The organism is Nocardia noduli (assembly GCF_019038455.1).
In the GTDB taxonomy this organism is placed as follows: Bacteria; Actinomycetota; Actinomycetes; order Mycobacteriales; family Mycobacteriaceae; genus Nocardia; species Nocardia noduli.
Window position 1 is genome coordinate 15,901 of record NZ_JAFMPL010000068.1, and the last position, 26,031, is coordinate 41,931.

The following is a 26,031-nucleotide window of genomic DNA, read 5'->3' on the forward strand; positions in this document are numbered from 1 at the left end:
GTACGACAACCGGCCGGGTTTCACAGCCCGGCCGGTCGGCGCACCCATTCACAACATCGCCACTACACCGATGGCGACCACCCACACCAGCACCCCGACGAACAACGCCGGCAACAACGAGCTGGTGAGCACGTAGACGCCGATCGATGACACCGCGAACAGCAGCGCGACGATCAGCCATTCCACCCAATCGCCAGGCCGAAGTTTCTTGTACCGGGGCGGGGCATTCTTTAACCCTCGGTCCACATGATTGGGCTACCCGACCACGGCCGCGATAAACGCCCGTTCGTTGTCGAATCTGCGCTGTTTCGTGATCTTTCGTCCCCCGGACGGCGACTCCCTACGCCGCCCGGGTTCCGTCGAATCAGGGGCGGTCGAACTCGCCGTCCTGCACTCCGGCCGTGAAGGCGGCCCACTCACCGGGGGTGAACACCAGCACGTGACCGTCGGGGTCCTTGCCGTTGCGCAGCCCGACGTGTCCGTCGGCTAGCAACGCCACCTCCACGCTGTCGCGACCGGGACTGTCACCCGCTTTCAGCCAGGTGGCGCCGTCGAGATCGACGTTCGTGCGGCCGTTGATGCTCATCTGCCCAATTCCTTCCGTACCGGGGAGACCGGATTCACGAACGATCGAAGACGCCACCGGTCACCCGGGCGGTGAACGCGTCCCATTCGCGCGGGGTGAAGACCAGGGCCCCGCCGCCCGGATTCTTGCTGTCGCGCACGCCGACATGGTCCGCGTCGAGGAAAGCCACCTCGACGCAATCCTTGCCCGCACCGCTGCGGGTGCTCTTGAACCACCGCGCGCCGACCAGATCGAAACTCATGCCACATACTCCTTCGCGACCTGCCGTAGCAGGTGTCTACTGGGTTGAATATCGAGCGCATGACGCTGAAGACACTCGTGTGCCCGGTCGTACCGCCGCACATCGGCGTGTCTTTCGAGATAGAGATCCCCGGTGAAACCCTCCGCGTACACCACAGGCGGCTCCACCGGGTGTCCCTTGCTGTCGGTTCCGAATTCCAGAACCGTGAACGGTCCGGTGGAGACTCCGAGCGGGACACCGGCCGCGAACGGCAGGATACGCAGGCCGACATTGTCCCGTGTGCTGAAATCAGCAAGGTGTCGTAGCTGCGCCGCCATCACTTTCGCGCCACCGACCACCCGGTGCAGCACCGACTCGTGCAGGACCACGTCGACCGTGGCCGGCGCGACCCTGCGGGTGATGAGCGCTTGGCGCTGCATGCGCAGCGCGACCCTGCGTTCGATCTCGTCTTCCGTATCATCCGGGTAGCCAAGATGATTCAGGGCCCGAGCATACTCAGCGGTCTGTAGTAAACCGAGCACCAATTCGGACTGATAGGACGTCAATTTCTGCGCGGAAGCTTCCAGACCCACGTATACGTCGAAGTTTTCGGGGATCAGGTCGCCGTACGCGTGCCACCAGCTCTTCACCGCCGCTTGCTGGGCCAGTCCCTTGAGACCGTCGACGAGTTCGTCGGGCATCCCGTAGATCCGGCACAGCTCCTGGATATCGATGGTCCGAATACGGTCGGCCTGGCCTTTTTCCAGCCGCTGCAACGTGCTCGCGCCCCATTCCATCAGGCGCGACGCCTCGGCGATGGTCAGTCCGGCCTGGGTGCGCCAATCGCGTAGGTATCTGCCCAGCTGGCGGCGCGGTAGGGTGGAGGCGGCGTTGTCGGCGCCGGTATGCGAGCGATGCCCGCCTCCGGTGACTCGTTCCGAATGTGCCGAGGTTTCTGCCGAACTCGCTGACACAGCACGCTCCGTTCTGTGCTCGGACTCGCGCGAAACGACGGCACCACGGTCCCACGAGCTCGGTTTCGTCGTCACTTCGCTTGGGCAACAAATTCTCGAGGATGATCGGGCTCTCGAGAGTTACAGCATTCTCGAGGATGATCGGGCTCTCGAGAGTTACGGCATTCTCGAGGACGATCGGACTCTCGAAAGTCACGGCCCGGCTGGTCGGCCGCCTCCGCGGCGGCGGTATCCGCGTCAGCAACTTCGGCCGAGAGCAACTTCATCCACCATGGAGAATCCTGCCCTCCCCACCGGTTTTCGTGCTGGGGTTTCGCTCGAAAATTTTCGGATATCGGCAGACACCCGATCCGAGCGGGCTCACGGTGGTGTGCTGGATGTGTGCCCGGAGCCGATCAGACGGTCCCCTCCCCCCTGTGAAACCTCCGGGCACGCACCGAATTCGATGACGGAGGCCCCGCGCGATCCGCTCGATCACGCGGGGTCGACGTCTCCGGGCGCGTCACGAGCGCCGCGGGACTCACACGCAGGAACGAGGAGTCATGGCTGTACATGTCATTGCGTCGTCGTTGATGACCAGCGATTCGACCCCGCACCGCGCTCGCAGCGTCGGGCACGAGCGCTGGGTGGTCTCCTACCTACCCGGGCGCACACTGACGTGCGCGCAGGCCGTGTCCGCCCTGAAGGTTGCCGAGGTTGTGCCGGACCTACTCGACTCGGTCGGCGAGCTGGCCGATCAGGTCGGCCTCACCGCGTTGGAAGCCGTGGGCATGGCCATTCACCAGGCGCCGTGGGACGAACTGCCGCACCCGCGCGGTACCTACCCGACATCGCATTCGACCTACATCCCGGCGGAGGTGGCGTGATGCAACTGCCGAACTTCAATATGCCCGTCACCTCGTTCCTCACCTGCGGACGCGATCCCGGCGTGATGACCGATGAACAGGCCCACGCGGCAATGCAATTGCACCTGGATTGCACGGTCGACCGCTGCATGGTCCGACGTCGCGCCCGCACCACTCTGGTCGAATCCGGCAAATGCGTCCTCGACGAAAGGGCGCTTCCGCTCTGAACAGGCTGCGCGGGGCCGCACCACCGCGGCCCCTACGCGCAGGACGGATCGAGTCGGCGCAGGTCAATGCCAGGTGTGATCGGTCAGTGGGGTGCGGGGGCCGAATTTGGGTTTGTGCGCGTAGCCGCTGATCTCCAGCAGCCGAATGGCGCGGTAGCGGTGGGGGCGAAGGGGTTCGAGGTATTCGATCATCGCGGCGTCGTCGATGGGACGCCCGATCAACGTCCATCCGACGATGGCAGCCAGGTGGTAGTCACCGACCGAGAGAGCGTCCGCGTCACCGTAGGCGCGCTGGGCCGTCTCGGCCGCCGTCCAGACCCCGATACCGGGGAGGGTCCGCAGCATGCGCGCGGCCTCGGCCGGACTCCGGACGGCGGTGCGTTCGAGCGAATCCGCGACGCGGGCGGCGGCGACGATGGTCCGGGCCCGTTCCGGACCGACATTGGCCTTGTGGAATGTCCACGACGGAATCCGACGCCAGGTCTGCGCGTCGGGAGGGAGCAGTAGGCCGGCCGGGGCGGGACCGGGCGCGGGGGTGCCGAATTTCCGCACGAGGGTCCGCCACGAGGCGCGCGCCGAGATCGTATGCACCTTCTGTTCGAGTACCGCGGGTACCAGGGCTTCGAAGACCAGGCCCGTCCGCAGCATGCGCAGACCGGGGAAGCGGCGGTGCGCGTCGGCGAGTTTCGGGTGTTCGGGGGCGAATTCGGAGACATCTTCGTCCAGGCAGAGCATGTGCTCGAGCCCGTCGAGAAATTCGACGGCGCCCGGACCCCAGGCCCGGGCGTCCACCCCGCACGGACCGGCTTGGACCAATCGGTAGGTCACGGGGCCGGACGGCATGCGCGACGCGTGCCAGTGCGCGCCGTCGGCGGTCACGCGGTGGCAAGGGTCGCCGGTGCCTCGACGCAGCGGGGCGAGCGTCGGATCGAGATCGATCGGCCGGTCCGCGATCACCGTCCGGGACGGGCCGGGGTGGCTCGTGTCCGGGATTGCCGTCGATTCGCGCACCGCACCATTGTGCTCGCCTCGTCACCGCGATCGGCGTCGACCCGGCGTTCTCCCGAGGACATCGGGTCACCAGATCACCCACCGCGTCGGGGCGTCGCGAGCGTCGGCATCGTTCCCGCCGGATTCACCGGATATGTCGCGATAGGTATTCGACATAATCGCTGATCTGCGCCGTCTGTAACACGCCAATTTCATCACGCGATAATTCTTTCGACGATTCCTTAGAATCAGCGAACATGCAGCAATAGCCGCGATGGAAGGGCGATATGATCACAAATCTTCTCAATGCGCTTCTCAACGCCTGGGGCGGCGTATTCGCCGGTAGCTCGGGTTACCAGATTCCGCCCGGCATGTTCCCGTCCGGCAGCTGAGGCGATACCCGCACGCGCAAGCATTTCAGCGCGGCAGTACTGGAATCCGCCACCCGAAGCCGAATCATGCTTCTTCCGTGAGGAACTCGACCATGTGACGGCTTTCGCGGGCGGTGAGTTGCGCCGCCTGGGTGCGGCAGGAGAATCCGTCCGCGAGGAGTATCGATTCCGATCCCGCACTTCGCACAGCGGGCAGCAGACCATTCTCGGCCACCGCGACAGAGATGTCGTAATGGCCGGACTGCATACCGAAATTTCCGGCAAGACCACAGCATCCGGTGATCTCGAGCACCTCTACCTGCATTGCGGCTAATATTCGGCGATCGGCTTCGAAGCCCAACACGGCATGCTGATGGCAATGCGGTTGCACCACGACCGACCGGTCCGAACGCACCGGCGGTCGCCAGTCGGGATGGTCACCGAGGAATTCGGCCATGGTGCGCACGGCGGCCGCCGTCGCCCGCGCGCGCGGATCCTCGGGCAGCAGTTGCGGCAGATCCGCGCGTAGCACCGCCGTGCACGAGGGTTCCAGCCCGACCACGAGTCCTCCCGCGCGGACATGCTCGTCGACGGCGTCGAGGGTCGCGCGCAGCCGAGCGCGCGCACCGTCCAACTGCCCGGTGCTGATCCAGGTCAGTCCGCAGCACACCCGCGCGCGCGGCACCACGACCCGGTAGCCGAGCGATTCCACCAGCCGCACGGCGGCCAGCGCGATCTGCGGATCGAAGGCATCGGTGAAGGTATCGATCCAGAGCATGACCTCGGGGCCGGTCGCGCGCTCGGCCGGTCGCCGCGCCCGCCATATCCGGCGGAAGCTGCGTTCGGCGAGAACCGGGACCGCCCGTCGCGGGTCCATCCCCGCTGCCCGCAAACCGGTGCGACGCAGGCGGTCGGATCGCGCGAGCGCGTTCGCCAGGCGGGGTACCCGGGTCGCGACTCGCAACCACCGGGGCAACCACCCCAGCGTGTAGTGGTCGACGGGCCGAGGACGTCGCCGGTAGCGGCGGTACAGCGCTTCCGATTTATACGTCGCGACATCGACGCCCGCCGGACAGTCGGTCCCGCACGCCTTGCAGGCCAGGCACAGATCCAGCGATTCGGCGACCGCCTCCGACGTCCAGTCGAGCGCGCCGCGCGCCACCTCCTGGAGCACCCGCGCCCGGCCCCTGGTGCTGTCCTTCTCGTCGGCGGTCGCCTGATACGACGGGCACATGAATCCGCCCTCGGCCCGGCATTTCCCGACGCCGACGCAGCGGTGCACGGCCGTGCCGAAATCGCCGTCGTCCTCGGGGAAGGCGAAGCCCGCGAGCGGGATTCGCGGGAGTCCCGCCGCACGCAGGTCGGCGTCGACCGGGCGTGGATCGACGAGGACACCCGGGTTCAACAGATTCCCGGGATCGAAAAGTGCCTTGTAACCGGCGAATACGTCGAGCACCTCGCGGGAGTACATGACCTCGAGTAGTTCCGAACGCGCCCGCCCGTCACCGTGTTCGCCCGATAGCGAGCCGCCGTAGCGTACGACCAGTTCGGCCGCGTCGAAGAGGAAGGCGCGGAACCGTTGCGGCGCGCCGACGATCGGCAGGTCGAGACGGACGTGGATGCAGCCGTCACCGATATGGCCGTACAGCAACCCGTCGACGTCGTGCGCCGCGGTGAGGTCGGCGAAATCCCGCAGGTAGTCACCGAGCCGTTCGGGGGGTACCGCCGCGTCCTCCCACCCCGGCCAAGCCGGACGCCCGTCGGGTGTGCGCCCGGCCAGCCCAGCGCCATCTGCCCGGATCCGCCAGAGTGCCGCCGCCTCCACGGGATCGGTGACGATGCGCGAGTCCAGCGCGTCGACCGCGCGGACCAGCGCGCGTGCCGCCGCCAATGCCTGCGCCTCGGAATCACCCGCCGTCTCGACGAAAAGCCAACCGCCGCCGCGCGGAAGTTCGGGCACGCTGCCGTGGCGGGCGCGCACCACGTCGACGAGTCGCGCGTCGATCCCTTCGACCGCGATCGGGGCGCAGGCCATCACCGCCGCGACATCGTCGGCGGCAGCGGCGATTCCGGGATAGCCGAGCACCGTCAGCACCGTGGCGGCGGGTACCGGCGCCAGTTCGACGGTCGCCTCCAGCAGCAGTCCGCAGGTGCCCTCGGTCCCGACGAAGGATTTCGCGACCGCCGAACCGCGTTCGGGCAGTAGATGTTCCAGTCCGTAGCCCGACGCCTGCCGATCGAAACGACCGAGATCGGTGCGGAGGACCGCCAGGTTGGCACGGGTGAACTCCGGGAGACCGGGAACCGCCGACGGATCGCACCCGAGGGTTCGCGCCGCGCCGGTGCCGTCGAGTATCCGCAGTTCGGCGACATTGTCGGAGGTGCGTCCCCAGGCGACGGCGTGCGGCCCGCAGGCGTTGTTGCCGATCATGCCGCCGAGTGTGCAGCGGTTCTGGGTGGAGGGATCGGGACCGAATCGCAGACCGTGCGGGCGGGCCAGCCGTTGCAGATCCGACAGCACCACCCCCGGCTGGACCCGCGCCAGCCGCCGCTGGGGATCGACCTCGAGGATGCGGCGCATATATCTGCTGAAATCCAGGACGAGCCCGGGGCCGATCGCATTGCCCGCCACCGAGGTTCCGCCGCCACGCGCGGTGACGGTGAGCCCGTTGTCGCGGGCGAATTCGAGGGTGGCCGCGACATCGTCGTCGGCGCGCGGGAAGACGACGGCCGTGGGCAGCACGCGATAGTTCGACGCGTCGGTCGAGTATTCGGCGCGACGGCGCGCGGACAGATCCACCTCGCCGTCGACACGACCGCGCAATGCCAGCACCATCCCGTCGTCGATCACCCTGCCAGCCTAAACGCGCTGTTCAGCCCGCGTGGATTTCGCCGTCGGCGGAAATCCGCTCCGACCGGGGAAATCGGCTTGCTCTGAACCTATGTTGAGGTCTTAATGTCGGAGGCCGAGCGTTGAATGGGCGGGAAGCGAGAGGACCGGGACGTGAGTATCGAGTCAGTGGCGTGGAGCCAGATGTACCGGCAGGCGAACGCACCGCAGGACGAGCGGCCCTTCCGTCGGGTCACCGCCGAGCGCATCCTGCGATTCGCCCGGCCGCACCGGCGCAGGATCGGGGTGTTCCTACTGTTCAGCGTGCTCTCGGCACTGCTGGCCGTCGCGACTCCCCTGCTGGCGGGCCGGATCGTGAACAATATTATCGGCGGCGTCGCACCGCGCGTGGTCGTGCTGCTCGCCGCTCTCATCGGCGCGCTGGCCGTGGTCGACGCAGTGCTCGGGCTGGTCATCCGGTGGCTGTCCTCACGGATCGGCGAGGGACTCATCCTCGATCTGCGGACCGCGGTCTTCGATCACGTGCAGAAGATGCCGGTCGCCTTCTTCACCAGGACCCGCACCGGCGCGCTGGTGAGCAGATTGAACAACGACGTGATCGGGGCGCAGCGAGCCTTCAGCGACACCCTGTCGGGAGTGGTCGCGAACCTGGTCACGCTGGTGCTCACGCTCGCGGTGATGATCGGCATCTCCTGGCAGATAACCCTGCTGGCGCTGCTGCTGCTTCCGGTGTTCGTTCTCCCGGCACGGCGGATGGGGCATCGGCTCGCCTCGATCCAGCGCGAAGCCGCCGGATTGAACGCGTCGATGAGCACCCAGATGACCGAACGGTTCTCCGCGCCGGGTGCCACGCTGGTCAAACTGTTCGGCAGGCCCGCGCAGGAATCGGACGAATTCGCGGTGCGGGCGCGCCGGGTGCGCGATATCGGGGTGCGCACCGCGATGTTGCAGACGGTTTTCGTCACCTCGTTGACCCTGGTCTCGGCGCTGGCCGTGGCATTGGTGTACGGCCTCGGCGGCTGGTACGCGCTGCGCGGACAGTTGGACGCGGGTGCGGTTGTCGCGCTGTCGCTACTGCTGACCAGGCTGTATGCCCCGCTGACCGCACTGGCCAGCGCCCGGATGGAGATCATGTCCGCGCTGGTGAGTTTCGAGCGCGTCTTCGAGGTGCTCGACCTGAAACCGCTGATCGAGGACGCCCCCGACGCGGTCGCCGTGCCGGAAGGCCCGGTGACGGTCGAACTCGACGAGGTCAGTTTCGGCTACCCGTCCGCCGACAAGGTGTCGCTGGCCTCGCTCGAGGATGTCTCGACCCTGGACACGCGCGGCGAGGTGGAAGTCCTGCACCGCGTCTCGCTGCGGGCCGAGCCGGGTCAGCTGATCGCGCTGGTCGGTTCGTCCGGGGCGGGCAAATCGACAGTGGCGCAATTGGTTTCCCGACTGTACGACGTCGATTCCGGGGCAGTCCGACTCAACGGCGCCGATGTGCGTCAGCTCGACACCGCCTCGTTGCGCGCCACCGTCGGCCTGGTGACCCAGGACGGTCATCTGTTCCACGACACCATCCGGGCCAATCTGCTGCTGGCGCGGCCGGAGGCGAGCGAGACCGAATTGTGGGACGCGCTGGAACGGGCGCGGCTGCGTGAGCTGGTCGATTCGTTGCAGGACGGATTGGACACCGTCGTCGGCGAACGCGGCTACCGACTGTCGGGCGGGGAACGACAACGGCTGACCATCGCCCGATTGCTGCTCAAACAGCCGAGAGTCGTCATCCTGGACGAGGCGACCGCGTCACTGGATTCGACGTCGGAAGCCGCCGTGCAGGAGGCCCTTTCGGAAGCGCTGGTCGGTCGCACCGCGCTGGTGATCGCGCACCGACTGTCCACCATCCGCGCCGCCGACCAGATCCTCGTGCTGGAGGAGGGCCGCGTGGTGGAACGCGGTACCCACACCCAACTGCTCGCCGCCGACGGCCGCTACGCCGAGCTGTACCGCACCCAGTTCGCGGACGACCCGGTGCCGACCGCGGCCTGAGCGCGTTCGAGCCGGAACCAGCCGGGAAACGCCGACGACGAACTCGCGTCGCCGGAGTTTCCCGGTCGCGAGGTGTAGCGCCCCGCCTTGCGTCCGGCGCGGGCCCTGTGCCCCAGGGTCGCGCCGATCAGGGCGATCATGGCGAAGCCGATCACGACCATCGCTTCCCTGCGATCAGAATTCGCCCGCGACGCCGAAGATCGTTCGGCCGGAATGCGTCCCGTTCTTGATGGAATGCAGCACTTTTTCCGCCTCGGTGATCGGTGCGACATTCTCGATATCCGAGAGGTGGCGCGGCCGCATGTCCTGCCCGAGACGTGTCCACAGTTCGCGGCGGGGCTCGATCGGCAGCGCGACGGAATCGATGCCGATGAGGGCGACACCGCGCAGGATGAACGGCATCACGGTGGTCGGAAGTACGTGGCCGCCGGTCAGGCCGCTCGCCGCGACGGTGCCGCCGTAGCCGATGGAACTGAGGATGTAGGCCAGCGACGCGCCGCCGACACTGTCCACCGCACCGGCCCATCGCGTCTTGGACAGCGGGCGCGGTTTCGCGTCGGGATCCTCCGGCAACCGACCGATGACCTCGTTGGCGCCGATATCGGCCAGTTTGTCGGCCGCGTCGGTTTTGCCGGTCGAGGCGATCACCTCGAAGCCGAGACCGGACAGGATGTCGATGGCGACGCTGCCGACGCCGCCGGTCGCGCCCGTGACCAGGATCGCCCCGGTCTCGGGGGTCAGCCGCCGATCGAGCAGGGCCTGCACGCTGAGGGCGGCCGTGAAACCCGCGGTGCCGATCGCCGCCGCGTCCTTGGTGCTCACGCCGTCGAGTTTCACCACCCAGTCGGCGGGCACCCGCGCGTATTCGGCGAAACCGCCGTTGCGCGCGACGCCGATGTCGTAGCCGTGCGCGACGACGAGATCGCCCTGGGCGAAATCGTCGACGTCGGAACTCACGACCTCACCGGTGATATCGATACCGGGCACGATCGGGTAATTGCGCACCACGCCGCCACCCGCGGTGATGGCCAGTGCGTCCTTGTAGTTGGCGCTCGAGTAGTGCACCTTGATCGTCACATCGCCGGGGCCGAGGAAATCCTCGGAAACCCGCTGCTTGGTCAAGACGATCCCGCTGTCCGATTCGTTCGCAACCATCGCCCAGAACTCCATGCGGTCGAGCATACGAGCGTCGCCGTCGGCGGTGGGAAATCCGTGCGGCGACCTGGGTTGTTCGGGGAGCAGTTCCAACCGGACGCCGAGCAGGCGCACCGGACGATCCAGTTCGAAGCGGTCGACGACGCGCAGGGCCGTCTCGACGATCACCGCGACATCGGTGGTCGGCTCGGGCAGTTTCCGCTGTTTGCTGCGGGTGAAGAAGGTATTGCTGCGGACGGTGACCGAAACCCGGGTGCTGATCCGGCCCGCCTCGGCCATCTCCTCTGCGACCTCGCGCGCCAGCCGCGCCACCTGGGCGTCGATATCGGCGCGTTCGGTGAGATCGTGCGCGAAGGTCTCGGACTTGCTGCGGCCCACCGGAACCCTCGGCTCGGTGGTCACCTCGGTATCGCCTTTGCCGTGCCCGAGAACCCACAGGTAGGGGCCGGTATTCGGACCGAATTCCGCGGCCAGCCGATGCCGGTCGGCGGCCATCAGATCGCTGACCGTCTCGATGCCGAGCCCGGCCAGCCTCGCGGCGATGCGGCCGCCGACGCCCCACAGCGCGTCGGTCGGCCGGTGTGCCATCACCTCGGTCCAATTCGCCGCCGTCAGCCGGAACATTCCGGCCGTCGCGGCCGCCGCGTCGGCGGGTTCGGCCGACGACTTCCCCGAGGATTTGGCGAAACCCGTGGCGAGTTTCGCGGTCAGTTTGTTGTCGCCGATCCCGATCGCACAGGTCAGATCCAATCGCGCTATCGCGCTGCGGATCTCGGTCGCGAGATGTTCGGGATCGTCGGTGTCCGCCGCCAGGAACGCCTCGTCCCAGCCCCACACCTCGACCCGGCCGGGGAAAGTGCGTAGCACCGCCATGACCTCGTCGGAGGCTTCTTCGTAGGTGGGCATGTCCAGCGGTAGGAAGACCCCTTCCGGGCATTTGCGCTGCGCCGAGCGCAAGGCCATGCCCGCGCGCACCCCGAAGGCCCGCGCCGGATAGGACGCGCAGGTGACGACTTTGCGCGGCTCGGACGGGTCGCCGTTACCGCCGACGATCACCGGCAGCCCACGCAACTCCGGATGACGGCGGAACTCCACGGCCGCCTGGAACTGATCGAGATCGACATGCAGCAGCCACCGGCGCACCTCCCGCGCGTGCGGCCGGGCCGCCTCCGGTCCGGGAAGATCCGGGCGATCAACCATCTGCGTGCGACATCGGTGGCACCTCCGTGAGCACGAACTGTGCTGCGCAAACCGTCACCACCATCGTAGGGACCGAGCGGGCCGCTACCGGCCGCGATACCGATGGCGAGTCGAACAACCGCTCGCGGCGTTGCACTCCCCGAGAAACAGAACTAAATTCGGTATATGAAGATTCGAGATCGGTTGCTGCTCGCGGCCGAGCGTCAATTCGCGGAACAGGGCGCGCTCGACGCCACGCTGACCCAGATCCGGGATGCGGCGGGCGCCAGCGTGGGCGCGCTCTACCACCACTTCCCCGACAAGGCCGATCTCTACCGTCAGGTGTGGGCGCACGCGCTCACCGACTACCAACGGCATTTCTGGGCGGCGGTCGGCGACAGCGCCGACGCCCGCGCCGGCGTCACCGCGGGGGTCGTCGAACACCTGCGGTGGGTCAGCGAGAACCAGTACCGCGCCACGGTGCTGCTGTCGGCCAGGCCGCCCGGCGTCCGCGAGAGCGACGGCAACCGGCAGTTCATGACCGACGTCTGGCGCTGGTGGCGCACCCACGCCGGGTACGGCGTCGTGCGCGATCTGCCGTTCGACCTGGTGTACGCCCTGTGGCTCGGCGCGGCGCAGGAGTACTCGCGGCACTGGCTGGCCGGTGACATGCGCACCGCACCGACCTCGGTGGCCGACGAACTGGCCGAGTCCGCATGGCGCACCCTCGCGGCCCACGGCAACTGAAGCCCGTATGACATGAAAGCCCTACCCGGAGAGGCCTTCCCATGACCATCCCATCCGCGACACTCGACCTCGAATCGGCGCGCCTGGTGCTGGCCGCGCAACCTTTCGCCAACCTGGTCGGCACCGAGATCACCGAATTCGGTGATGGCCGCGCGACTCTGATCGTCCCGATCCGCGCCGAGATCGGCCAGCAGTTCGGCTATGTACACGGCGGCGCACTGTCCTACCTGGCCGACAACACGCTCACCTTCGCGGCGGGCACGGTACTCGGGCCGAACGTACTGACCGTAGGTTTCACCATCACCTACCTGCGCCCGGCCCGTGGCGCGCGCCTACGGGCCGAGGCGGTCGTCACCGGTTCGACCCGTCGGCAGGCGGTGGTCAACTGCGAGATCTTCGCCGAGAGCGACGACGCCGAACCGATCCTGTGCGCCCTCGCCCAGGGCACCACTCGCACCGTGGAACGGGATATGCGTCCATAAAGTTCTCGGCAACCCTTGTCCTGGAGGGAATCGCAGCGTCGATAGGCCGTGTCGGCGATGCCTGTGGCAACGCCCTGGCCGAGTCCACGATCGTGCTGTTCGAAACCGAAGGATGGCCCGTGACAGCCCGTCTCTGACCGGGCCGCTGAAGTCGCTGGCCGACGTCGAATTCACCACGATGGAATGGACCGACTGGTACAACAGCCGACGGCTTCACAGGAGAACCATCAGCGACCGAATGAAACAGAATGGAGGAAGTTCCCTATGCGTTGCGGAAGAACGATGCGTTCCGACGCTGGTTCAGCTCGATAAGCTCTTCCTCGGTTAGATCATCGTCCGGGATAGGAGCTGACTGCTTGGCGGACGGCACGAGATATGGCCGCTCAGAAGCGATTTCGATTGACTCCACCGCTGCAGCGATCCGCGGGTCGGCGCAGAGGTTGTCGATACGCTCACGTACGATTACGCGCGCTTGCTCGAGCGCCTCCTGCGCGAGTTTCGTTATGAGACTACCGAGTGCGACGCCGTGGGGGGTGACGCTCTCATCGATCCGAACCGCTTGCAAAGTTCCGTCGGCGGATACGTCAACCGCGACGCCATATCGGCCAACAGTCGCCTGGTCGACCATCAAGGCCTGGCGAACGGCATGCATCTGGCTTGTAATCGGGTCGATATCACCGGAATTCGGATGCACTTGCTCCTACGCTTCTTCTCGGGGCAGCAATACGATGTTAACGTATTGGGGATTCTGAGGGGAGAGGATTTTGATGGCCGAGCTGTACGTCGATCAGCCTGGGCTCGAAGGTATGATTGCCGCCCTGAATGGGTCGCAGAACGCACTTCATACCCTGCCTACAGAGAGCTTCATCGCCGCGATCGAGACCGCGCTTCCCGGGTCAGGCTTGGGTGCAGCTTATATGAGGGCCGGTGTGCGCGCCAGACTGAGTGTGCGAGGGGTAGCCGTACAACTCAAGGAGATCAATGACGCCGCATCGGCAAGCATCATTGAGTACAACCTCCAGCAAGCAGGGCAGGCGAATGGGACGGGTGCATTGCTGGCAGAAGCAGGTCCGCTCTAATGAGTGCACTACCACCAACGAAAACTGAAGTCCGTACATGGGCCTTCGGCGCTTTGACCGACCAAGCCGCCGAGTGGACTCGCGCCGAGGAAACGGTCACCACCGAGTACGGCACCATCAATCTGCAACTCGCCGACTCTCCGGGCTTTTGGCGTGGTGCCGCTGGCGACGCAATGCGCGTCAAAAGCGAGGAAGCCAAGACTTCGCTTTCGAAAGTAGTGGAAGCATTCGGTCATGCCGCAACCTCGACATCCTCGATTGTCCATCTCCTGGGATTTGCCAAATCAGCTGCGGTCAACGCGATTCAGGCCGCCGAGGATGAGAGGTACACCGTCGCCGAGGATGGAACCGTCAGCTACGCCACCGAGGTTATAGCCTGGCTTGCAGGCGGAGAAGGTAAGTCGCTCGAGGTAGCGAAAGCCGCGCTCGACCAAGGCCAACGCCAGCACGAGGCTGCGATAAAGTCGGCGTTGCAGGCAGCGGGCGATGCTGCCGCTTCGGCGGGTGAGGCGATCATAAAGGTGTTCGCCGACGTTCCCATTCCTCCGAACGCTGAGCTTGAGAATATCCTCAATTCTTACCAGGTCAACAAGGACCAACAGGGGATGACTACCTGGCCCAGTGACGATTTTATGAAGTGGATCAACAGAGTGAAACCTGGTGAGGACATCCAGGTCAAGGAGGTCACTGTCAGCGAGGCCGCGATGCTGAACAAGCTGAGCGCGTGGGAACAGTACCGGGTCTACATGATATCAGAGGAAGCCAGTTCTAGAGCTGAACAACTTTTTCCTAGCGCGGATAATAATTATCAGGATAATCATGCAGATGCCTTCCGCCACGCTTACTGGAACGCCATGTTGACTGAGGAATTCGGCGAGGAGTGGACGAAGGAATACACCACGAAGCATGAGGGTCGAGAAGACAACCGGAGTACGCGCGAGGCGATGGATCTGTACAACAATGAACTCGGCCGGAGGATTGCAACCGAGAATCCAGGCGGCAGCATGAGTCAGAAAATCATCGATGCATTCAATAATGGCGACGGTGTACTGATCGACAAGGATGGAAACCTTGCTCGGCCCAAGGAGGTTCGTTTCGGTGAGGCAGCGGACTCTGAGATGGTCGACGATGCGAACGTCTTGCCAGGTTCGCTTATTCCGAACAACAAGCCGTCAACTGGTTAATTGTGTTTGGAATTTTGGAGGAATGATGCGCTATCAGAAGCGGCGTACGAGCGCTCGTCTGTTATTCGCTTCCGCCCTAGCTGCGGCGTTCAGCTTGGTATCGGGGTGCGGTGGTTGGACTACCGGTGAAAAGATTACGGTTCAGGATGAGAATCCCGCCCTGGCGGCGGCTTTCGCGCACCTCTTGGAAGAACAGGGAACTGCCAAGTTGAGCGATGTTATCGCATCTTCTGGTGTCCCTATTGGTGAATGGGATCGAATGTTCAGTGTCCGCTCGCCCATTTCCAGCGATAGCCTCAACGAGAAGCTTGGGACGCAGGGAGTCCAATTGATCGGGCTGAATACAGACTCCGACTCCATGACACAAGTCTTCCTCAGCGGAGGAAAGGTGGTATACGCATACGAGGACAAATTACCGCGCTACGGTGTAAAAAAGGGTCATGCCAGGCCGGACTCACTTGTAAGCCCGAAGTCGCACGTGGTCAAGGAGGTCGGAGGGGGCGAACGGACAGCCTGGTATCTGCAGATCGAAGGATTCTCGTAATCGCCTGACTGACCTCGCCCATCCATCGAAATTCGTGGCAGTCGGCCCAGATATGACGAAAGGTGCCTCGAACTGCGATAGTTAGCTTGTCCGGGTCGAGCGATGCCGGTATCGCGGGTAGATTTCGTCCCACCCGCCGGGCCGAACCGGTCGCGCCGGTGACCGTGCCGACCTGACGCGATGCCACACCACGGGCCTGGCCGGTCGCGCTCGACGAGACTGGTTGCGACACTCACGCTCGTGTGTCACAATCCGGGGCTTCCACACCGAAAAGGGCTGGTGACGAGGGTTTCTCGTCACCAGCCCTTTATCATCGATTACGCGGAAGCCGCGTACGCCGGACGATCGATGGTCGCTTCCACCACCGGTTCGATCGCGTAGGCCAGGATGTCGGCCACGTCGGCGACGGGGCGAACATCCAGGGCGGCAAGGACTTCGGCCGGGACCTCGTCCAGATCCGGTTCGTTGCGGGCCGGGATGAAGACGGTCTTCAGTCCCGCTCGCTGAGCGGCGAGCAGTTTCTGTTTCACCCCACCGATGGGTAGCACCCGACCGTTGAGCGTGACCTCACCGGTCATACCGACATCACCGCGCACCTGCCTGCCCAATGCCAGCGACACCAGGGCGGTGACCATGGTGACACCGGCGGACGGTCCGTCCTTGGGCACCGCACCCGCGGGGAAGTGGATGTGGATATTGCGGTCGAGCACCGACGGTTCGATGCCGATCTCCTCCAGGTGCGAGCGCACGTAGGTCAGCGCGATCTGCGCGGATTCCTTCATGACGTCACCCAGTTGACCGGTGAGGGTCAGCGAGCGCTCACCCTCGGCGGCATTGGCCTCGATGTAGAGGACATCGCCACCCGCGCCGGTGACGGCGAGGCCGGTCGCCACACCGGGCACCGCCGTGCGTTCCACCGAATCCGGGGTGAAGCGCGGACGTCCCAGGTACTCCTTCAGATCTCCGAGACCGATCGTCAGGGTGTCTGCGATCACCGCGGATATCACTGCACCGGCGCCGGGTTCAGTTCCGGACATCTGTTCGGTTCCGTACCCGAGTCCGGCATCGTAGCCGAGTTCGTCGCCGTCGCCGGTTTCTGCGGAGACCGTGGCCTCGACCCCGGACAGCCGTGTCGCCGCCTTGCGCAATGCCTTCGCGATCAGCCGTTCCATCTGCCGCACACCGGCTTCCCTGGTGTAGTTCGCGGCGATCTCGCGCAGCGCCTCCTCGGTGATCGACACCTCGTCGGCGGTCAGAGCGTTGCGTTCCAACTGCCGTGGCACCAGGAAGTCACGGGCGATGGCCACCTTGTCGTCCTCGGTGTAACCGTCGACGGTGATCAATTCCATCCGGTCCAGCAGCGGGCCGGGAATGGTGTCCATGACATTGGCGGTCGCGATGAACAGCACATCGGACAGGTCGAGATCCAGGTCGAGGTAGTGGTCGCGGAACGTGTGGTTCTGCGCCGGGTCGAGCACCTCGAGCAGCGCCGCCGCGGGATCGCCGCGGAAATCGGAGCCGACCTTGTCGATCTCGTCCAGCAGGACGACGGGATTCATCGAACCCGCCTCCTTGATGGCGCGCACGATCCGGCCCGGCAGCGCGCCGACGTAGGTGCGCCGGTGTCCGCGGATCTCCGCCTCGTCGCGCACACCACCGAGAGCGACACGCACGAACTCGCGGCCGAGCGACCGCGCCACGGATTCACCGAGCGAGGTCTTACCGACGCCGGGCGGGCCGACGAGGACAAGCACCGCGCCGGAACCGCGCCCGCCGACGACCTCCAGCCCGCGCTGCGCACGCCGCGCGCGCACCGCCAGGTACTCGACCATGCGGTCCTTGACCTCTTCGAGGCCGTGGTGATCGGCGTCGAGTACCGCGCGAGCGGCCGCGACATCGGTGTTGTCGGTGGTCTTCACCGCCCACGGCAATTCCAGGACGGTATCCAGCCAGGTGCGGATCCAGCCCGATTCCGGGCTCTGATCGCTGGCGCGTTCCAGCCTGCCGACCTCGCGCAGCGCCGCCTCCCGGATCTCACCGGGCAGATCGGCCTGTTCGACGCGGGTGCGGTAGTCGTCGGCGCCGTCCGGCTCGTCCTCGCCGAGTTCCTTGCGGATGGCGTTGAGTTGCTGGCGCAGCAGGAATTCACGCTGGCTTTTCTCCAGCCCCTCGCGCACGTCGTCGCTGATCTTCTCGGTGACCTCGGCCTCGGCGATATGGGCCTTCGTCCACTCGATCAACGTGGTCAGGCGCTGGATCACATCGGGGGTTTCCAGCAGTTCACGCTTCTGATCGGCCGTCAGGTACGGCGCGTATCCCGCGGTGTCGGCGACGGCCGACGGATCGGTCAGCTGATTCACCGCGTCGATGATCTGCCAGGCCTCGCGCCGCTGGAGGACCGAGACGACGAGTTTCTTGTATTCGGCGGCGAGTTCGGTGGTGCGCCCGTCGGCGGGCGGAATCTCGACCGGTTCGGCCTCGACCCACAGCGCCGCACCCGGTCCGGTAACCCCGTGTCCGATCTTCGCGCGCCGTTCGGCCTTCAACACGGCCGCGGGCGCGCCGCCGCGCATCCGTCCGACCTGTTCGATGGTGGCGACGACGCCGTAGGTGGCGTAGCCCTCCGTCAGCCGGGGCGCGAGCAAGACCGCCGAGGTCTTGGCGGCCTGCGCGGCGTCGATGGCGGCCTGCGCGGATTCGTCCAGTTCGATGGGCACGACCATGCCCGGCAGCACGATCGGATCGGTCAGGAACAGCACCGGCAAGTTCTGAGGTGTAGTCACGTGTTCGACCCTTCTGAAAGTTGAGCGATGCCTACTCAACCCCACCCCCGGCCGGTTTGTTCCACCTGCCGAGGGGGTTCGCTCACAGCGAAGGGATCCCGGCGCTCAGCCGATGCGAATCAGTTTCTTGTTGACGAACTCGTCGATGCCGTAGCGGCCGAGTTCGCGGCCGAAGCCGGATCGCTTGACGCCGCCGAACGGCAGTTCGACCCCCTCGGCGCCGACAGCGTTGACAAACACCATTCCCGCCTCGATCCTGTCCGCGACGCGGCGGGCCTGGTCCTCGTCGGTGGTGTACACGTAGGAGCCGAGGCCGAACGGCGTGTCGTTGGCCAGCTCGACGGCCTCGTCCTCCCCCGTCACCCGGTAGACCGCGGCGACCGGGCCGAACAATTCCTCGCGATAGTCGGCGGGCAGGTTGGTGAGCACACCCGGCGGGTAATAGGCGCCGTCGCGTCGCCCCTCGGTGACGAGATCGGCGCCCGCGGCCACGGCTCGCTCGATCTGGTTCTCCAGACGCTCGGCGGCCGCGGTGGACGACAGCGGTCCCAGATCGGCCGACTTGCGCAGCACCCGCGTGGTGAATTTGTCCAGGAACTCGTCGTAGATGTCGTCGGCGACGATGAAACGTTTGGCGGCGTTGCAGGCTTGGCCGGTGTTCTCGAACCGGCCGCCGACCGCCGCGTCGACGGTCGCTTCGAGGTTGTCGGAACTCAGGACGATGAAAGGGTCGGAGCCACCGAGTTCGAGGACGACCTTCTTGAGGTTTCGGCCCGCGATCTCGGCGACGGCCGCGCCCGCCCGCTCGGAACCGGTGAGCGAAACTCCCTGCACGCGCGGGTCGGCGATGATCTCGGCGACCTGTTCGTTGGTGGCGTAGATATTGACGTAGGCGCCGTGCGGGAAGCCCGCGTCGAGAAAGATCTGTTGCAAGGCGGCGGCCGACTCGGGGCACTGCGGCGCGTGTTTGAGCAGGATGGTGTTGCCGAGGGTCAGGTTCGGCCCGGCGAAGCGAGCGACCTGGTAGTACGGGTAGTTCCAGGGCATGATCCCGAGCAGGACACCGACCGGGGAACGCCGGATCAGCGCCGATCCGTCGCCGTCGAGCAGGGTGATCGGCTCGTCGGCGAGGAACTTCTCGGCATTGTCGGCGTAGTAGTTGTAGATCGCCGCGCTGAACTCGACTTCGGCGGCGGAACGGTCGAGCCGTTTGCCCATCTCCCGATTGATGATGCGTGCCAGTTCGTCCTTGCGCTCGGTGTGCAGCCGGGCGACGCGACGGATCGATGCCGCCCGCTCGGCAACCGTCGTGGCACGGCCCCATTCACGGTGAGCCGCCGCGGCGGCGGTGATGGCGTCCTCGATCTGCGCGGCCGTCGCCGTCGGATATTCCTCGACCACTTCACCGGTCGATGGATCGGTAACCGCGTACAGGCTCATGGGTCGTATTCCTTTCAACGGCGATCGGCGACTGCTTGACTTGTCGAGGCACACTGTCGTAGGTGTCTGCCATGGGTCGACGACGCGGTCGGAGTGACCGGGTACGCACGCATACCTGGGCCGTACTGCGCGGCAGACGGGAATCGGTGCCACTGATTAGATGCCAGTACGCGCACATTCAGTAGTCGGCGCGCCCGGCACGGTCGAAGTGATTCCAGCGGGAGGTCTCGCGGCAGGTGGTGACCGGTCTTGCGGCGACAGTGCGGTGCGGCGGGTCCGACCGGGCACGGGAGACCCTCGGACAGGCACGTTGATCGATCCCGAGAAAATATTCGGGAATTCGTGCGCCGGGGATGTCGAGAACGCTCGACCGGCTCCGTCCCAGGGGTACGAACGGGCTCGACGACACCGAATCAAGGAGCGACCATGCAACCGAACGAGATCACCACCGTCCTGAACCTCCCGATCAGCCGGGAACTCCTGGCCCGCGACCTGCTGCGCATGGCCTACGTCGCCAAGGACGGCACTCCCCGCAATATCCCGATCGGCTTCACCTGGAACGGCTCGCACATCGTGGTCTGCACCTCGAAGAACGCCCCGAAGCTGCACTCCCTGCGCCACAATCCCCAGGTCGCGTTGACGATCGACACCGAGGTACACCCACCCCAGATGCTGCTCATCCGCGGCCGCGCCGAACTGGACGTGGTCGACGGTATCCCGGCCGAATATCTCCAGATGAACGGCAGCTACGTCATGACCCCCGAGCAGCGCGTCGAATGGGAGGCCGAAGTCCACTCGCTCTACGACGGCATGGTCCGGATCGTCATCACCCCGACCTGGGCCAAACTCATCGACTTCGACACCACCCTGCCCAGCCCGGTCGAGGAACTGATCCGGCAGCGGGCCGAACGTCAGCACGCCTGAACCGAATCCGGCCCTTCCGGGCCGCCTGACAACTTACGGAGAACACCATGGCCAAATACCTGCTGCTCAAGCACTACCGGGGCGCGCCGCCTTCGGTCAACGACGTGCCGATGGATCGCTGGACGCCGGAGGAGGTGACGACCCACGTGCAATACATGGAGGATTTCGTCGCGCGTCTGCAAGCGACCGGTGAGTACGTCGACAGTCAGGCGCTGTCAACGCAGGGCACGTTCGTCCGGTCCGACGGCGAAGGACGTCCTCCGGTCACCGACGGCCCGTTCGCGGAGACCAAGGACCTGATCGCGGGTTGGATGGTCATCGACGTCGAGACCTACGAACGGGCGCTCGAACTGGCGGGTGACCTGTCCGCGGCTCCCGGCGCGGGAGGGAAGCCGGTCCAGGAATGGCTGGAGTTGCGACCGTTCTACACCGAATTGCCCACGGTCACCGAGTGAACGAATCGCTGCTGCGCGAACTCGTGCCCGCGGTGATCGGCATCCTCGTCCGTCGCGGAGCCGATTTCGCCCCGGCCGAGGACGCGGTGCAGGAAGCGCTGATCCGGGCGCTGGAAACGTGGCCGGACGATCCACCACGCGATGCCAAGGGATGGCTCGTCGCCGCCGCGTGGCACAAATTCGTCGATTCCGTCCGCGCCGAGACATCGCGGCGCGGAAGGGAACTCGCCGTCGAGGTCGAGCCGCCCGCCGGTCCGGTGCCCGCCCGCGACGACACGCTGTGGCTGTATTTCCTGTGCGCGCATCCCTCGCTGTCCCCCGGGTCGGCCGTCGCATTGACCTTGCGCGCCGTCGGCGGCCTCACGACCCGGCAGATAGCCACGGCCTATCTCGTTCCGGAAGCGACCATGGCGCAACGGATCAGCCGGGCCAAGCGGCGGATCACGGGCCTGCCGCTCGACCGGCCCGGCGACCTCGCGACGGTGCTGCGCGTGCTCTACCTCGTCTTCAACGAGGGCTACGGCGGGGATATCGATCTCGCGGCCGAAGCCATCCGCCTCACCCGCCAACTCGCCGCCACCACCGACGACCCCGAGGTCTCCGGCCTGCTCGCGTTGATGCTGCTGCACCATGCCCGCCGCGCGTCACGCACCGGCCCCGGCGGTCGTCTGGTGCCGCTCGCGAAACAGGACCGATTCCGTTGGGACACCGCCCTCATCGCCGAAGGTGTGATGATTCTGCAAACCGCGTTGGCCCGCGACCGGCTGGGCGAATACCAGACCCAGGCCGCGATAGCCGCCCTGCACGCCGATGCCCCGAGCACCGCCGAAACCGACTGGGTACAGATCGTGGAATGGTACGACGAATTGCTGGTCTTCACCGACGGCCCGGTCGTGCGACTGAACCGCGCCGTGGCGGTCGGTGAGGCCGACGGCCCTCTGGCCGGACTCGCCGCACTGTCCGAACTGGACCCGGACCTGCCCCGCCACACCGCCGCCCGCGCCTACCTCCTCGAACGCGCGGGCGATCGCGAGCAGGCCGCCGACCTGTACGCCGAAGCATCGCACGCGGCCACCACGGTGCCCGAGCGCGACCATCTCACCCGTGAGGCCGCCCGGGTGCGGCAGTCGCTTCGGTCCTGAGTTCGGTTGTCCAGCAGCCTCACCAAGGAGTTGGGTGTCTTCACGGCCACTCCGCTATGCCTGCTCTATACGGTCAGCGGCGTGAAGCACATCTTGCGGGTGGTCGGGTAGACGGACCCGCACCACTTCGGCCGTCACGGTACGAAATATCGGGCACCCACCGGTATCGCCGGGAATCGTCATGTGGATCAACGGGTTCCGAGCACGACTGTCCGGAACCCGCAGAATCTGAGCCGTCACATCTCGATATTGATCTTCTCGATACGCGCATAACCGTCGAAGTCGACCGTAGCCCTGATTCCCGGTGCGGTGATCACAACCTGCGACCACTCCGTATTCCATTGCAGCCCGAGCCCGCGCTTGGACGCGTAACTGTGGATCGCCCGACGATGATCGGACAGGGTCGGCATCATCGCCCCCTGTTGCAGGACAGTCGCGATCCGCGGCCCCACCGGCGCCGGCAACTGGAACGACGGATGCTCGATGACGAACGCCGCACGCGTCCCCCCGCCGACCGGCCCGTTGTACGAGGTCCACAACCCCGACACCGCCTTCGCCGCCTCCATGAAAATGGCCACCACCGACGCCGGATCATCCACCCCACCCGGTAGCGCGGCGAACGGCACCTCCGGCTCCGTCAACTCCGGAATCCCGTGCTGCGCGCCGAAATCCCGCAGCGACGCCGCCAACCCCGTCACCGCCTCCGGATACCCGGCCGGATTCGCCCACGCCCACAACCACGACCGAGGCCCCGGCGCCGCCGACCCCAGCAGATGCACCCGATCAGCCACAATCGGCTCATCCCCGGTGAACGTGAACCGCCCCTGACCTTTCAGATCGACATGCCAGCCCCGATCCCCCGTCACATCCACCAGATGCAACTGATGCTCCAACGACAGAAACGCCGCATCGTCCAACAGATTCGCCAACGTCACATCGGACATTTCATTCCCTCCCCGGCCGCACCCCAACGGCGGCCTCCTAGCCTCGATAATCCTAGTTCCAGCGGTCTGTGCGATTCCTACACGAGTCTCTCCAAATACATGACTACGTCTTGCGGTCGGCCCGGTGACTCCTGACGAGACGAACGGTCGTCGGATCGAGGCCTACCGCCAACCGACGAACTCAGACGAGTTGACCGGGAGTGGTCTGCGCATATCGCCTGGCATCGGCGAGCCACATTGGAGTGTGCGCGTCGTCCCGTGGATAGTTGTCGAAATCGAAGGAATACATGCCAGCTGAAACTTTTGGTATAAATTCAGGCTTGGTGTCGTAATCGAATTCGACACCGAACGACCCGGTGTTGTCCAGGCTATAAATTGCCGTAAACCAAGTCCCCCGTCCCGGCTGATACATATCCGCTCGGAGTCGAGTCCACAGATCATCCAGTGCCTGCGGAGACCATTCGGCCATATCGGAACGACCGAGACGGATTGCGGCTTGCTGATCTCTGACCTCGAGCGGGTAGAGAATTCGCGTGCTGGTCCCATCTTCGGCTGTCCACCATATGACAGCATGTTGGCACAGACCGACTTCACGGTAGATACAGCTCAACTTTTGCCAACCATCGGGCACAGCGTGCTGTAGGTTTCGGCCGATCTGTTCCAGAACAGCGTTGTCACGAAAGGGATCGATTCCGCTCGGTTCGACTTCACTTGCGGTCCTACGGGTTTCGCCGGGATCCTTGGGCGGATACAGTTCGTCGAGTCGGAAAGTGAGGGTATCGTAAACCTGGATTCCGCCAGGCGTTCGATCGTCTCGATTGTCGACCACCCGGGTTTCGAAGTCGACAGGTGCGGGTTCACGACGAGTGCCGTCGGCCTTCGGGCTGATGAACCAATTCGACGGCCTGTCTGCAGCCGCGAGCTTCGAGCGCAGCCATTCAGGGATACGGTTGGTATCGCGTGGGAAATAGTCGAAGTCGCGAGCGTAGTCATCAGCAGTGAGCGCCATTTCGGCGGGAAGTTCGCAATCGTATTCGAACGAAAATACACTGTCATTCGAGGACTCGAGTTCGAGAACAGCCGCGAACCAGGCGCCCCGTCCCGGCTCGAACATCTCTATCCGCAACCGATGAAAGACCGCAAGTAGATATGGATCACAGATAATCGGTGATTCCGACCCATCCTGCGAGGTCACCGTTGCGGAGGAGGCATGGCTGGTGATGGTGGAGTATGCGATGTATCTGATAGAAGACCAACCATCCGGGGCATCATCCCACAGCACATCGACGCATTCTTCCCTTATTTCCTCGACGACTTCCTCGGTCGAATAATCCTCTGAATCGACAGAATTCATTCAACCATTCCTTCCGATTGCGCCCGATAGACTTTCTGAGCCAACCATTCTGGAATATTACCAGCCGATCTGGGATAAACTTTCAGGTCCTGCGCATAGATGTCGTCGGAGAATTCTGGAACGTTATCCGGATTCTCAGGCGGACGGTCGCGTTCGAAACGCACAATGTAATCGCCACCGGATTCGATCGATAGTTCCATGTCGAACCAGGTACCGATATCGGGCCGGTACATCAATTCACGGAGGTCGGCGAGCATCCTACGAAACTCCGGTGGAATACGATGCGACTGCTGATGCAGCTGCATTTCGCCGTCCGCAACAGCGTAACCAATCTTGTACCTGAATCCCGCTGTCGTCCCGTGAGCTTCGAAGCGGATGCGCTCCCAACCTTCTGGAATAAAGTCTGCCAGCATTTGCCCGAGGGCACGAACGAGTTTCTCCTGGCGAAGCGCAACGGGCTGGTTGTCTGTGTGCATATAGGAGTTTGTCTCCCTTTCATCGTCCGGGCTCAGGCACGTGGTGGAACGTTGCCGAACGGCAATGGAGGTAGGGTGGTTCCATCGACTACATACGTTACCTCGATAGATTTCGGCGTCTTCGATTCGGGGTCGTTCGGATCGAAGGTGAGATCGATCCGCACATTCACTTGCGGCGGCGGTTGTCGCGAAAGGATTTCTACCCAGACTTCCTCCATTCTTCGCCAACTGTCGGTGGGTGTCGCACCCGTCTGCCCCTGATTGATGGATTCGAGCATCGGAACCATGTTGATAGCCTCGCCCGGGCCGTCGAATTCTGTACCGAACAGGTGCCCGCCATTGAAGGCGACAGCTGCGAAGAGCACCACCTCCTCTGGGCTCGGATCCCGGCCGAAGATCCGTTTGAACTCGGCCTCTGTTTCTGCATTGATCCGGGCATACTCTTGCTGTCCATACCGTCCGATCCCAGTCTGGTCCGGTCCACGCCGGCGCCGGTCCGAACCAGTGTGTTCCAGTCGGCCCTCCGCCTGAACCACGCGACCTTCGGAGTCCGTCCTATAGACGAACTTCTGATCGACGGTGTACTCCGCACCAGCAAACGGATGTCGAAGATCCGGGTTGAAGCCCTCCCTCGAGCCGCTATTGAGATCCCGTGAGCGGGATGTTCCGGAATTCGTGATCACTTCCCTGATGTTGCCGTTCTCATCGGTGATGAAGAGGCCACGATCACGTCCCCTCTGATCGGTGACACGGTAGGCAGTATTCGGAGCCAACGGAATCGGAGCGCCGGCCGTACGCGGTCCTCTGACGGGAGTACGGCCGAAAGGAAGGTTTCTGTTCGGAGAAAGCGGATGACTCGGACCGATGTTCTCGACCGGCATACCACGAGTCAGACTGTCGTACGGATTCGGTGTCACGCTCGGGCGGCGGAACGCGCTTCTGTCGATCGAGGAATCGCGGCTGGGTTCGTAACTTTCGGGGCGCGCCGCTCCGGGTGGGTTGGGATTGACACCTTCGGAGGTGGACCTGCCGTTGGGGTGGTGGG

Annotated in this window: 26 protein-coding genes and 1 pseudogene; 11 read left to right on the forward strand and 16 right to left on the reverse strand. The window is 64.9% G+C overall.

Annotated features, from left to right (window positions below; translation table 11 throughout):
- Positions 1-48 precede the first annotated feature (48 nt).
- From JZ792_RS27910 to JZ792_RS27925, 4 genes are all read right to left on the reverse strand, one after another.
- Positions 49-186, reverse strand: coding sequence for a hypothetical protein (locus tag JZ792_RS27910; protein WP_232839452.1), 138 nt, complete (start codon positions 184-186; stop codon positions 49-51).
- 178 nt (positions 187-364) lie between these two features.
- Positions 365-586 carry a DUF397 domain-containing protein gene (locus JZ792_RS27915; protein ID WP_216914988.1) on the reverse strand — a complete coding sequence of 74 codons (222 nt, stop codon included), beginning with the start codon at positions 584-586 and terminating at the stop codon, positions 365-367.
- A 34-nt stretch (positions 587-620) separates the two neighbouring features.
- A complete protein-coding gene (locus JZ792_RS27920; protein ID WP_216914990.1) occupies positions 621-827 on the reverse strand; it encodes a DUF397 domain-containing protein in 207 nt (68 codons plus the stop codon).
- Positions 824-1,669, reverse strand: coding sequence for a helix-turn-helix domain-containing protein (locus JZ792_RS27925; RefSeq protein WP_254190464.1), 846 nt, complete (start codon positions 1,667-1,669; stop codon positions 824-826). The genes JZ792_RS27920 and JZ792_RS27925 overlap by 4 nt, the downstream gene beginning before the upstream one ends.
- A 653-nt stretch (positions 1,670-2,322) precedes the next feature.
- Here JZ792_RS27925 and JZ792_RS27930 point away from each other — a divergent pair.
- Both JZ792_RS27930 and JZ792_RS27935 read left to right on the forward strand, forming a co-directional pair.
- A complete protein-coding gene (locus tag JZ792_RS27930) occupies positions 2,323-2,646 on the forward strand; it encodes a hypothetical protein (protein ID WP_254190459.1) in 324 nt (107 codons plus the stop codon).
- Complete coding sequence (locus JZ792_RS27935; RefSeq protein ID WP_109522992.1) at positions 2,646-2,852, forward strand: hypothetical protein; 207 nt, start codon at positions 2,646-2,648, stop codon at positions 2,850-2,852. Before JZ792_RS27930 ends, JZ792_RS27935 begins: the two co-directional genes overlap by 1 nt.
- A 63-nt stretch (positions 2,853-2,915) precedes the next feature.
- Here the strand turns inward: JZ792_RS27935 and JZ792_RS27940 are convergent, their stop codons facing one another.
- Together JZ792_RS27940 and JZ792_RS27945 are read right to left on the reverse strand one after the other, a co-directional pair.
- Positions 2,916-3,863: a DNA-3-methyladenine glycosylase family protein gene (locus JZ792_RS27940; protein WP_308165489.1), complete on the reverse strand. Its 948-nt coding sequence runs from the start codon at positions 3,861-3,863 to the stop codon at positions 2,916-2,918.
- A gap of 435 nt (positions 3,864-4,298) precedes the next feature.
- Positions 4,299-7,049, reverse strand: a complete 2,751-nt coding sequence (locus tag JZ792_RS27945) for an FAD-binding and (Fe-S)-binding domain-containing protein (protein WP_216915030.1) — start codon at positions 7,047-7,049, stop codon at positions 4,299-4,301.
- Between the two features lie 168 nt (positions 7,050-7,217).
- Between JZ792_RS27945 and JZ792_RS27950 the strand changes: the two genes are divergently transcribed.
- The gene (locus JZ792_RS27950; RefSeq protein ID WP_216914994.1) at positions 7,218-9,098 is read left to right on the forward strand and encodes an ABC transporter ATP-binding protein; all 1,881 of its coding nucleotides are present in this window, start codon (positions 7,218-7,220) and stop codon (positions 9,096-9,098) included.
- On the opposite strand, the gene JZ792_RS27955 is transcribed toward JZ792_RS27950, so the two are convergent.
- From JZ792_RS27955 to JZ792_RS27965, 3 genes and pseudogenes are all read right to left on the reverse strand, one after another.
- Positions 9,041-9,259: a hypothetical protein gene (locus tag JZ792_RS27955; RefSeq protein ID WP_216914996.1), complete on the reverse strand. Its 219-nt coding sequence runs from the start codon at positions 9,257-9,259 to the stop codon at positions 9,041-9,043. The two genes, JZ792_RS27950 and JZ792_RS27955, sit on opposite strands and share 58 nt — an antisense overlap.
- 13 nt (positions 9,260-9,272) lie before the next feature.
- Positions 9,273-10,268: an oxidoreductase gene (locus JZ792_RS27960; protein WP_216915032.1), complete on the reverse strand. Its 996-nt coding sequence runs from the start codon at positions 10,266-10,268 to the stop codon at positions 9,273-9,275.
- A gap of 63 nt (positions 10,269-10,331) precedes the next feature.
- Positions 10,332-11,396, reverse strand: a pseudogene (locus JZ792_RS27965) (DNA polymerase IV); the annotation flags it as partial.
- A 222-nt stretch (positions 11,397-11,618) separates the two neighbouring features.
- Between JZ792_RS27965 and JZ792_RS27970 the strand changes: the two are divergent.
- Entirely contained in the window at positions 11,619-12,179 is a 561-nt protein-coding gene (locus JZ792_RS27970) for a TetR/AcrR family transcriptional regulator (RefSeq protein ID WP_216914998.1), read from the forward strand.
- A gap of 41 nt (positions 12,180-12,220) precedes the next feature.
- The gene (locus JZ792_RS27975; RefSeq protein ID WP_216915000.1) at positions 12,221-12,661 is read left to right on the forward strand and encodes a PaaI family thioesterase; all 441 of its coding nucleotides are present in this window, start codon (positions 12,221-12,223) and stop codon (positions 12,659-12,661) included.
- A gap of 262 nt (positions 12,662-12,923) precedes the next feature.
- Here JZ792_RS27975 and JZ792_RS27980 read toward each other — a convergent pair whose 3' ends face one another.
- Positions 12,924-13,355, reverse strand: coding sequence for a hypothetical protein (locus JZ792_RS27980; RefSeq protein ID WP_216915003.1), 432 nt, complete (start codon positions 13,353-13,355; stop codon positions 12,924-12,926).
- A 73-nt stretch (positions 13,356-13,428) separates the two neighbouring features.
- On the opposite strand from JZ792_RS27980, the gene JZ792_RS27985 reads away from it, so the two are divergent.
- The 3 genes from JZ792_RS27985 to JZ792_RS27995 are packed head-to-tail and all read left to right on the forward strand — an operon-like array spanning position 13,429 to position 15,468.
- Positions 13,429-13,740, forward strand: a complete 312-nt coding sequence (locus JZ792_RS27985) for a hypothetical protein (RefSeq protein ID WP_216915005.1) — start codon at positions 13,429-13,431, stop codon at positions 13,738-13,740.
- Positions 13,740-14,924 (forward strand): DUF6973 domain-containing protein, encoded by a 1,185-nt coding sequence (locus JZ792_RS27990; protein ID WP_216915007.1) that lies wholly within the window; start codon positions 13,740-13,742, stop codon positions 14,922-14,924. The genes JZ792_RS27985 and JZ792_RS27990 overlap by 1 nt, the downstream gene beginning before the upstream one ends.
- 25 nt (positions 14,925-14,949) lie before the next feature.
- Complete coding sequence (locus tag JZ792_RS27995) at positions 14,950-15,468, forward strand: hypothetical protein (protein ID WP_216915009.1); 519 nt, start codon at positions 14,950-14,952, stop codon at positions 15,466-15,468.
- 317 nt (positions 15,469-15,785) lie between these two features.
- Here JZ792_RS27995 and lon read toward each other — a convergent pair whose 3' ends face one another.
- Together lon and JZ792_RS28005 are read right to left on the reverse strand one after the other, a co-directional pair.
- Positions 15,786-18,251, reverse strand: a complete 2,466-nt coding sequence (lon, locus tag JZ792_RS28000; protein ID WP_308165490.1) for an endopeptidase La — start codon at positions 18,249-18,251, stop codon at positions 15,786-15,788.
- 105 nt (positions 18,252-18,356) lie between these two features.
- Positions 18,357-19,691 (reverse strand): NAD-dependent succinate-semialdehyde dehydrogenase, encoded by a 1,335-nt coding sequence (locus tag JZ792_RS28005; protein ID WP_216915011.1) that lies wholly within the window; start codon positions 19,689-19,691, stop codon positions 18,357-18,359.
- A gap of 426 nt (positions 19,692-20,117) precedes the next feature.
- Between JZ792_RS28005 and JZ792_RS28010 the strand changes: the two genes are divergently transcribed.
- Genes JZ792_RS28010 through JZ792_RS28020 form a run of 3 tightly spaced genes read left to right on the forward strand, consistent with a single transcriptional unit; the run spans position 20,118 to position 22,212 of the window.
- A complete protein-coding gene (locus JZ792_RS28010; RefSeq protein WP_216915013.1) occupies positions 20,118-20,615 on the forward strand; it encodes a pyridoxamine 5'-phosphate oxidase family protein in 498 nt (165 codons plus the stop codon).
- 47 nt (positions 20,616-20,662) lie between these two features.
- Complete coding sequence (locus JZ792_RS28015) at positions 20,663-21,070, forward strand: YciI family protein (RefSeq protein WP_216915015.1); 408 nt, start codon at positions 20,663-20,665, stop codon at positions 21,068-21,070.
- A complete protein-coding gene (locus JZ792_RS28020) occupies positions 21,067-22,212 on the forward strand; it encodes an RNA polymerase sigma factor (RefSeq protein WP_216915017.1) in 1,146 nt (381 codons plus the stop codon). The genes JZ792_RS28015 and JZ792_RS28020 overlap by 4 nt, the downstream gene beginning before the upstream one ends.
- Before the next feature lie 236 nt (positions 22,213-22,448).
- Here JZ792_RS28020 and JZ792_RS28025 read toward each other — a convergent pair whose 3' ends face one another.
- The 4 genes from JZ792_RS28025 to JZ792_RS28040 form a co-directional block, all read right to left on the reverse strand.
- Positions 22,449-23,129 (reverse strand): DUF6882 domain-containing protein, encoded by a 681-nt coding sequence (locus JZ792_RS28025; protein ID WP_216915019.1) that lies wholly within the window; start codon positions 23,127-23,129, stop codon positions 22,449-22,451.
- 208 nt (positions 23,130-23,337) lie between these two features.
- Entirely contained in the window at positions 23,338-24,510 is a 1,173-nt protein-coding gene (locus JZ792_RS28030) for a hypothetical protein (protein WP_216915021.1), read from the reverse strand.
- The gene (locus JZ792_RS28035) at positions 24,507-24,986 is read right to left on the reverse strand and encodes a hypothetical protein (protein ID WP_216915023.1); all 480 of its coding nucleotides are present in this window, start codon (positions 24,984-24,986) and stop codon (positions 24,507-24,509) included. Before JZ792_RS28035 ends, JZ792_RS28030 begins: the two co-directional genes overlap by 4 nt.
- 32 nt (positions 24,987-25,018) lie before the next feature.
- Positions 25,019-26,031: DNA/RNA non-specific endonuclease (locus tag JZ792_RS28040; protein ID WP_216915025.1), on the reverse strand; the 1,013-nt coding region annotated here is incomplete at its 5' end.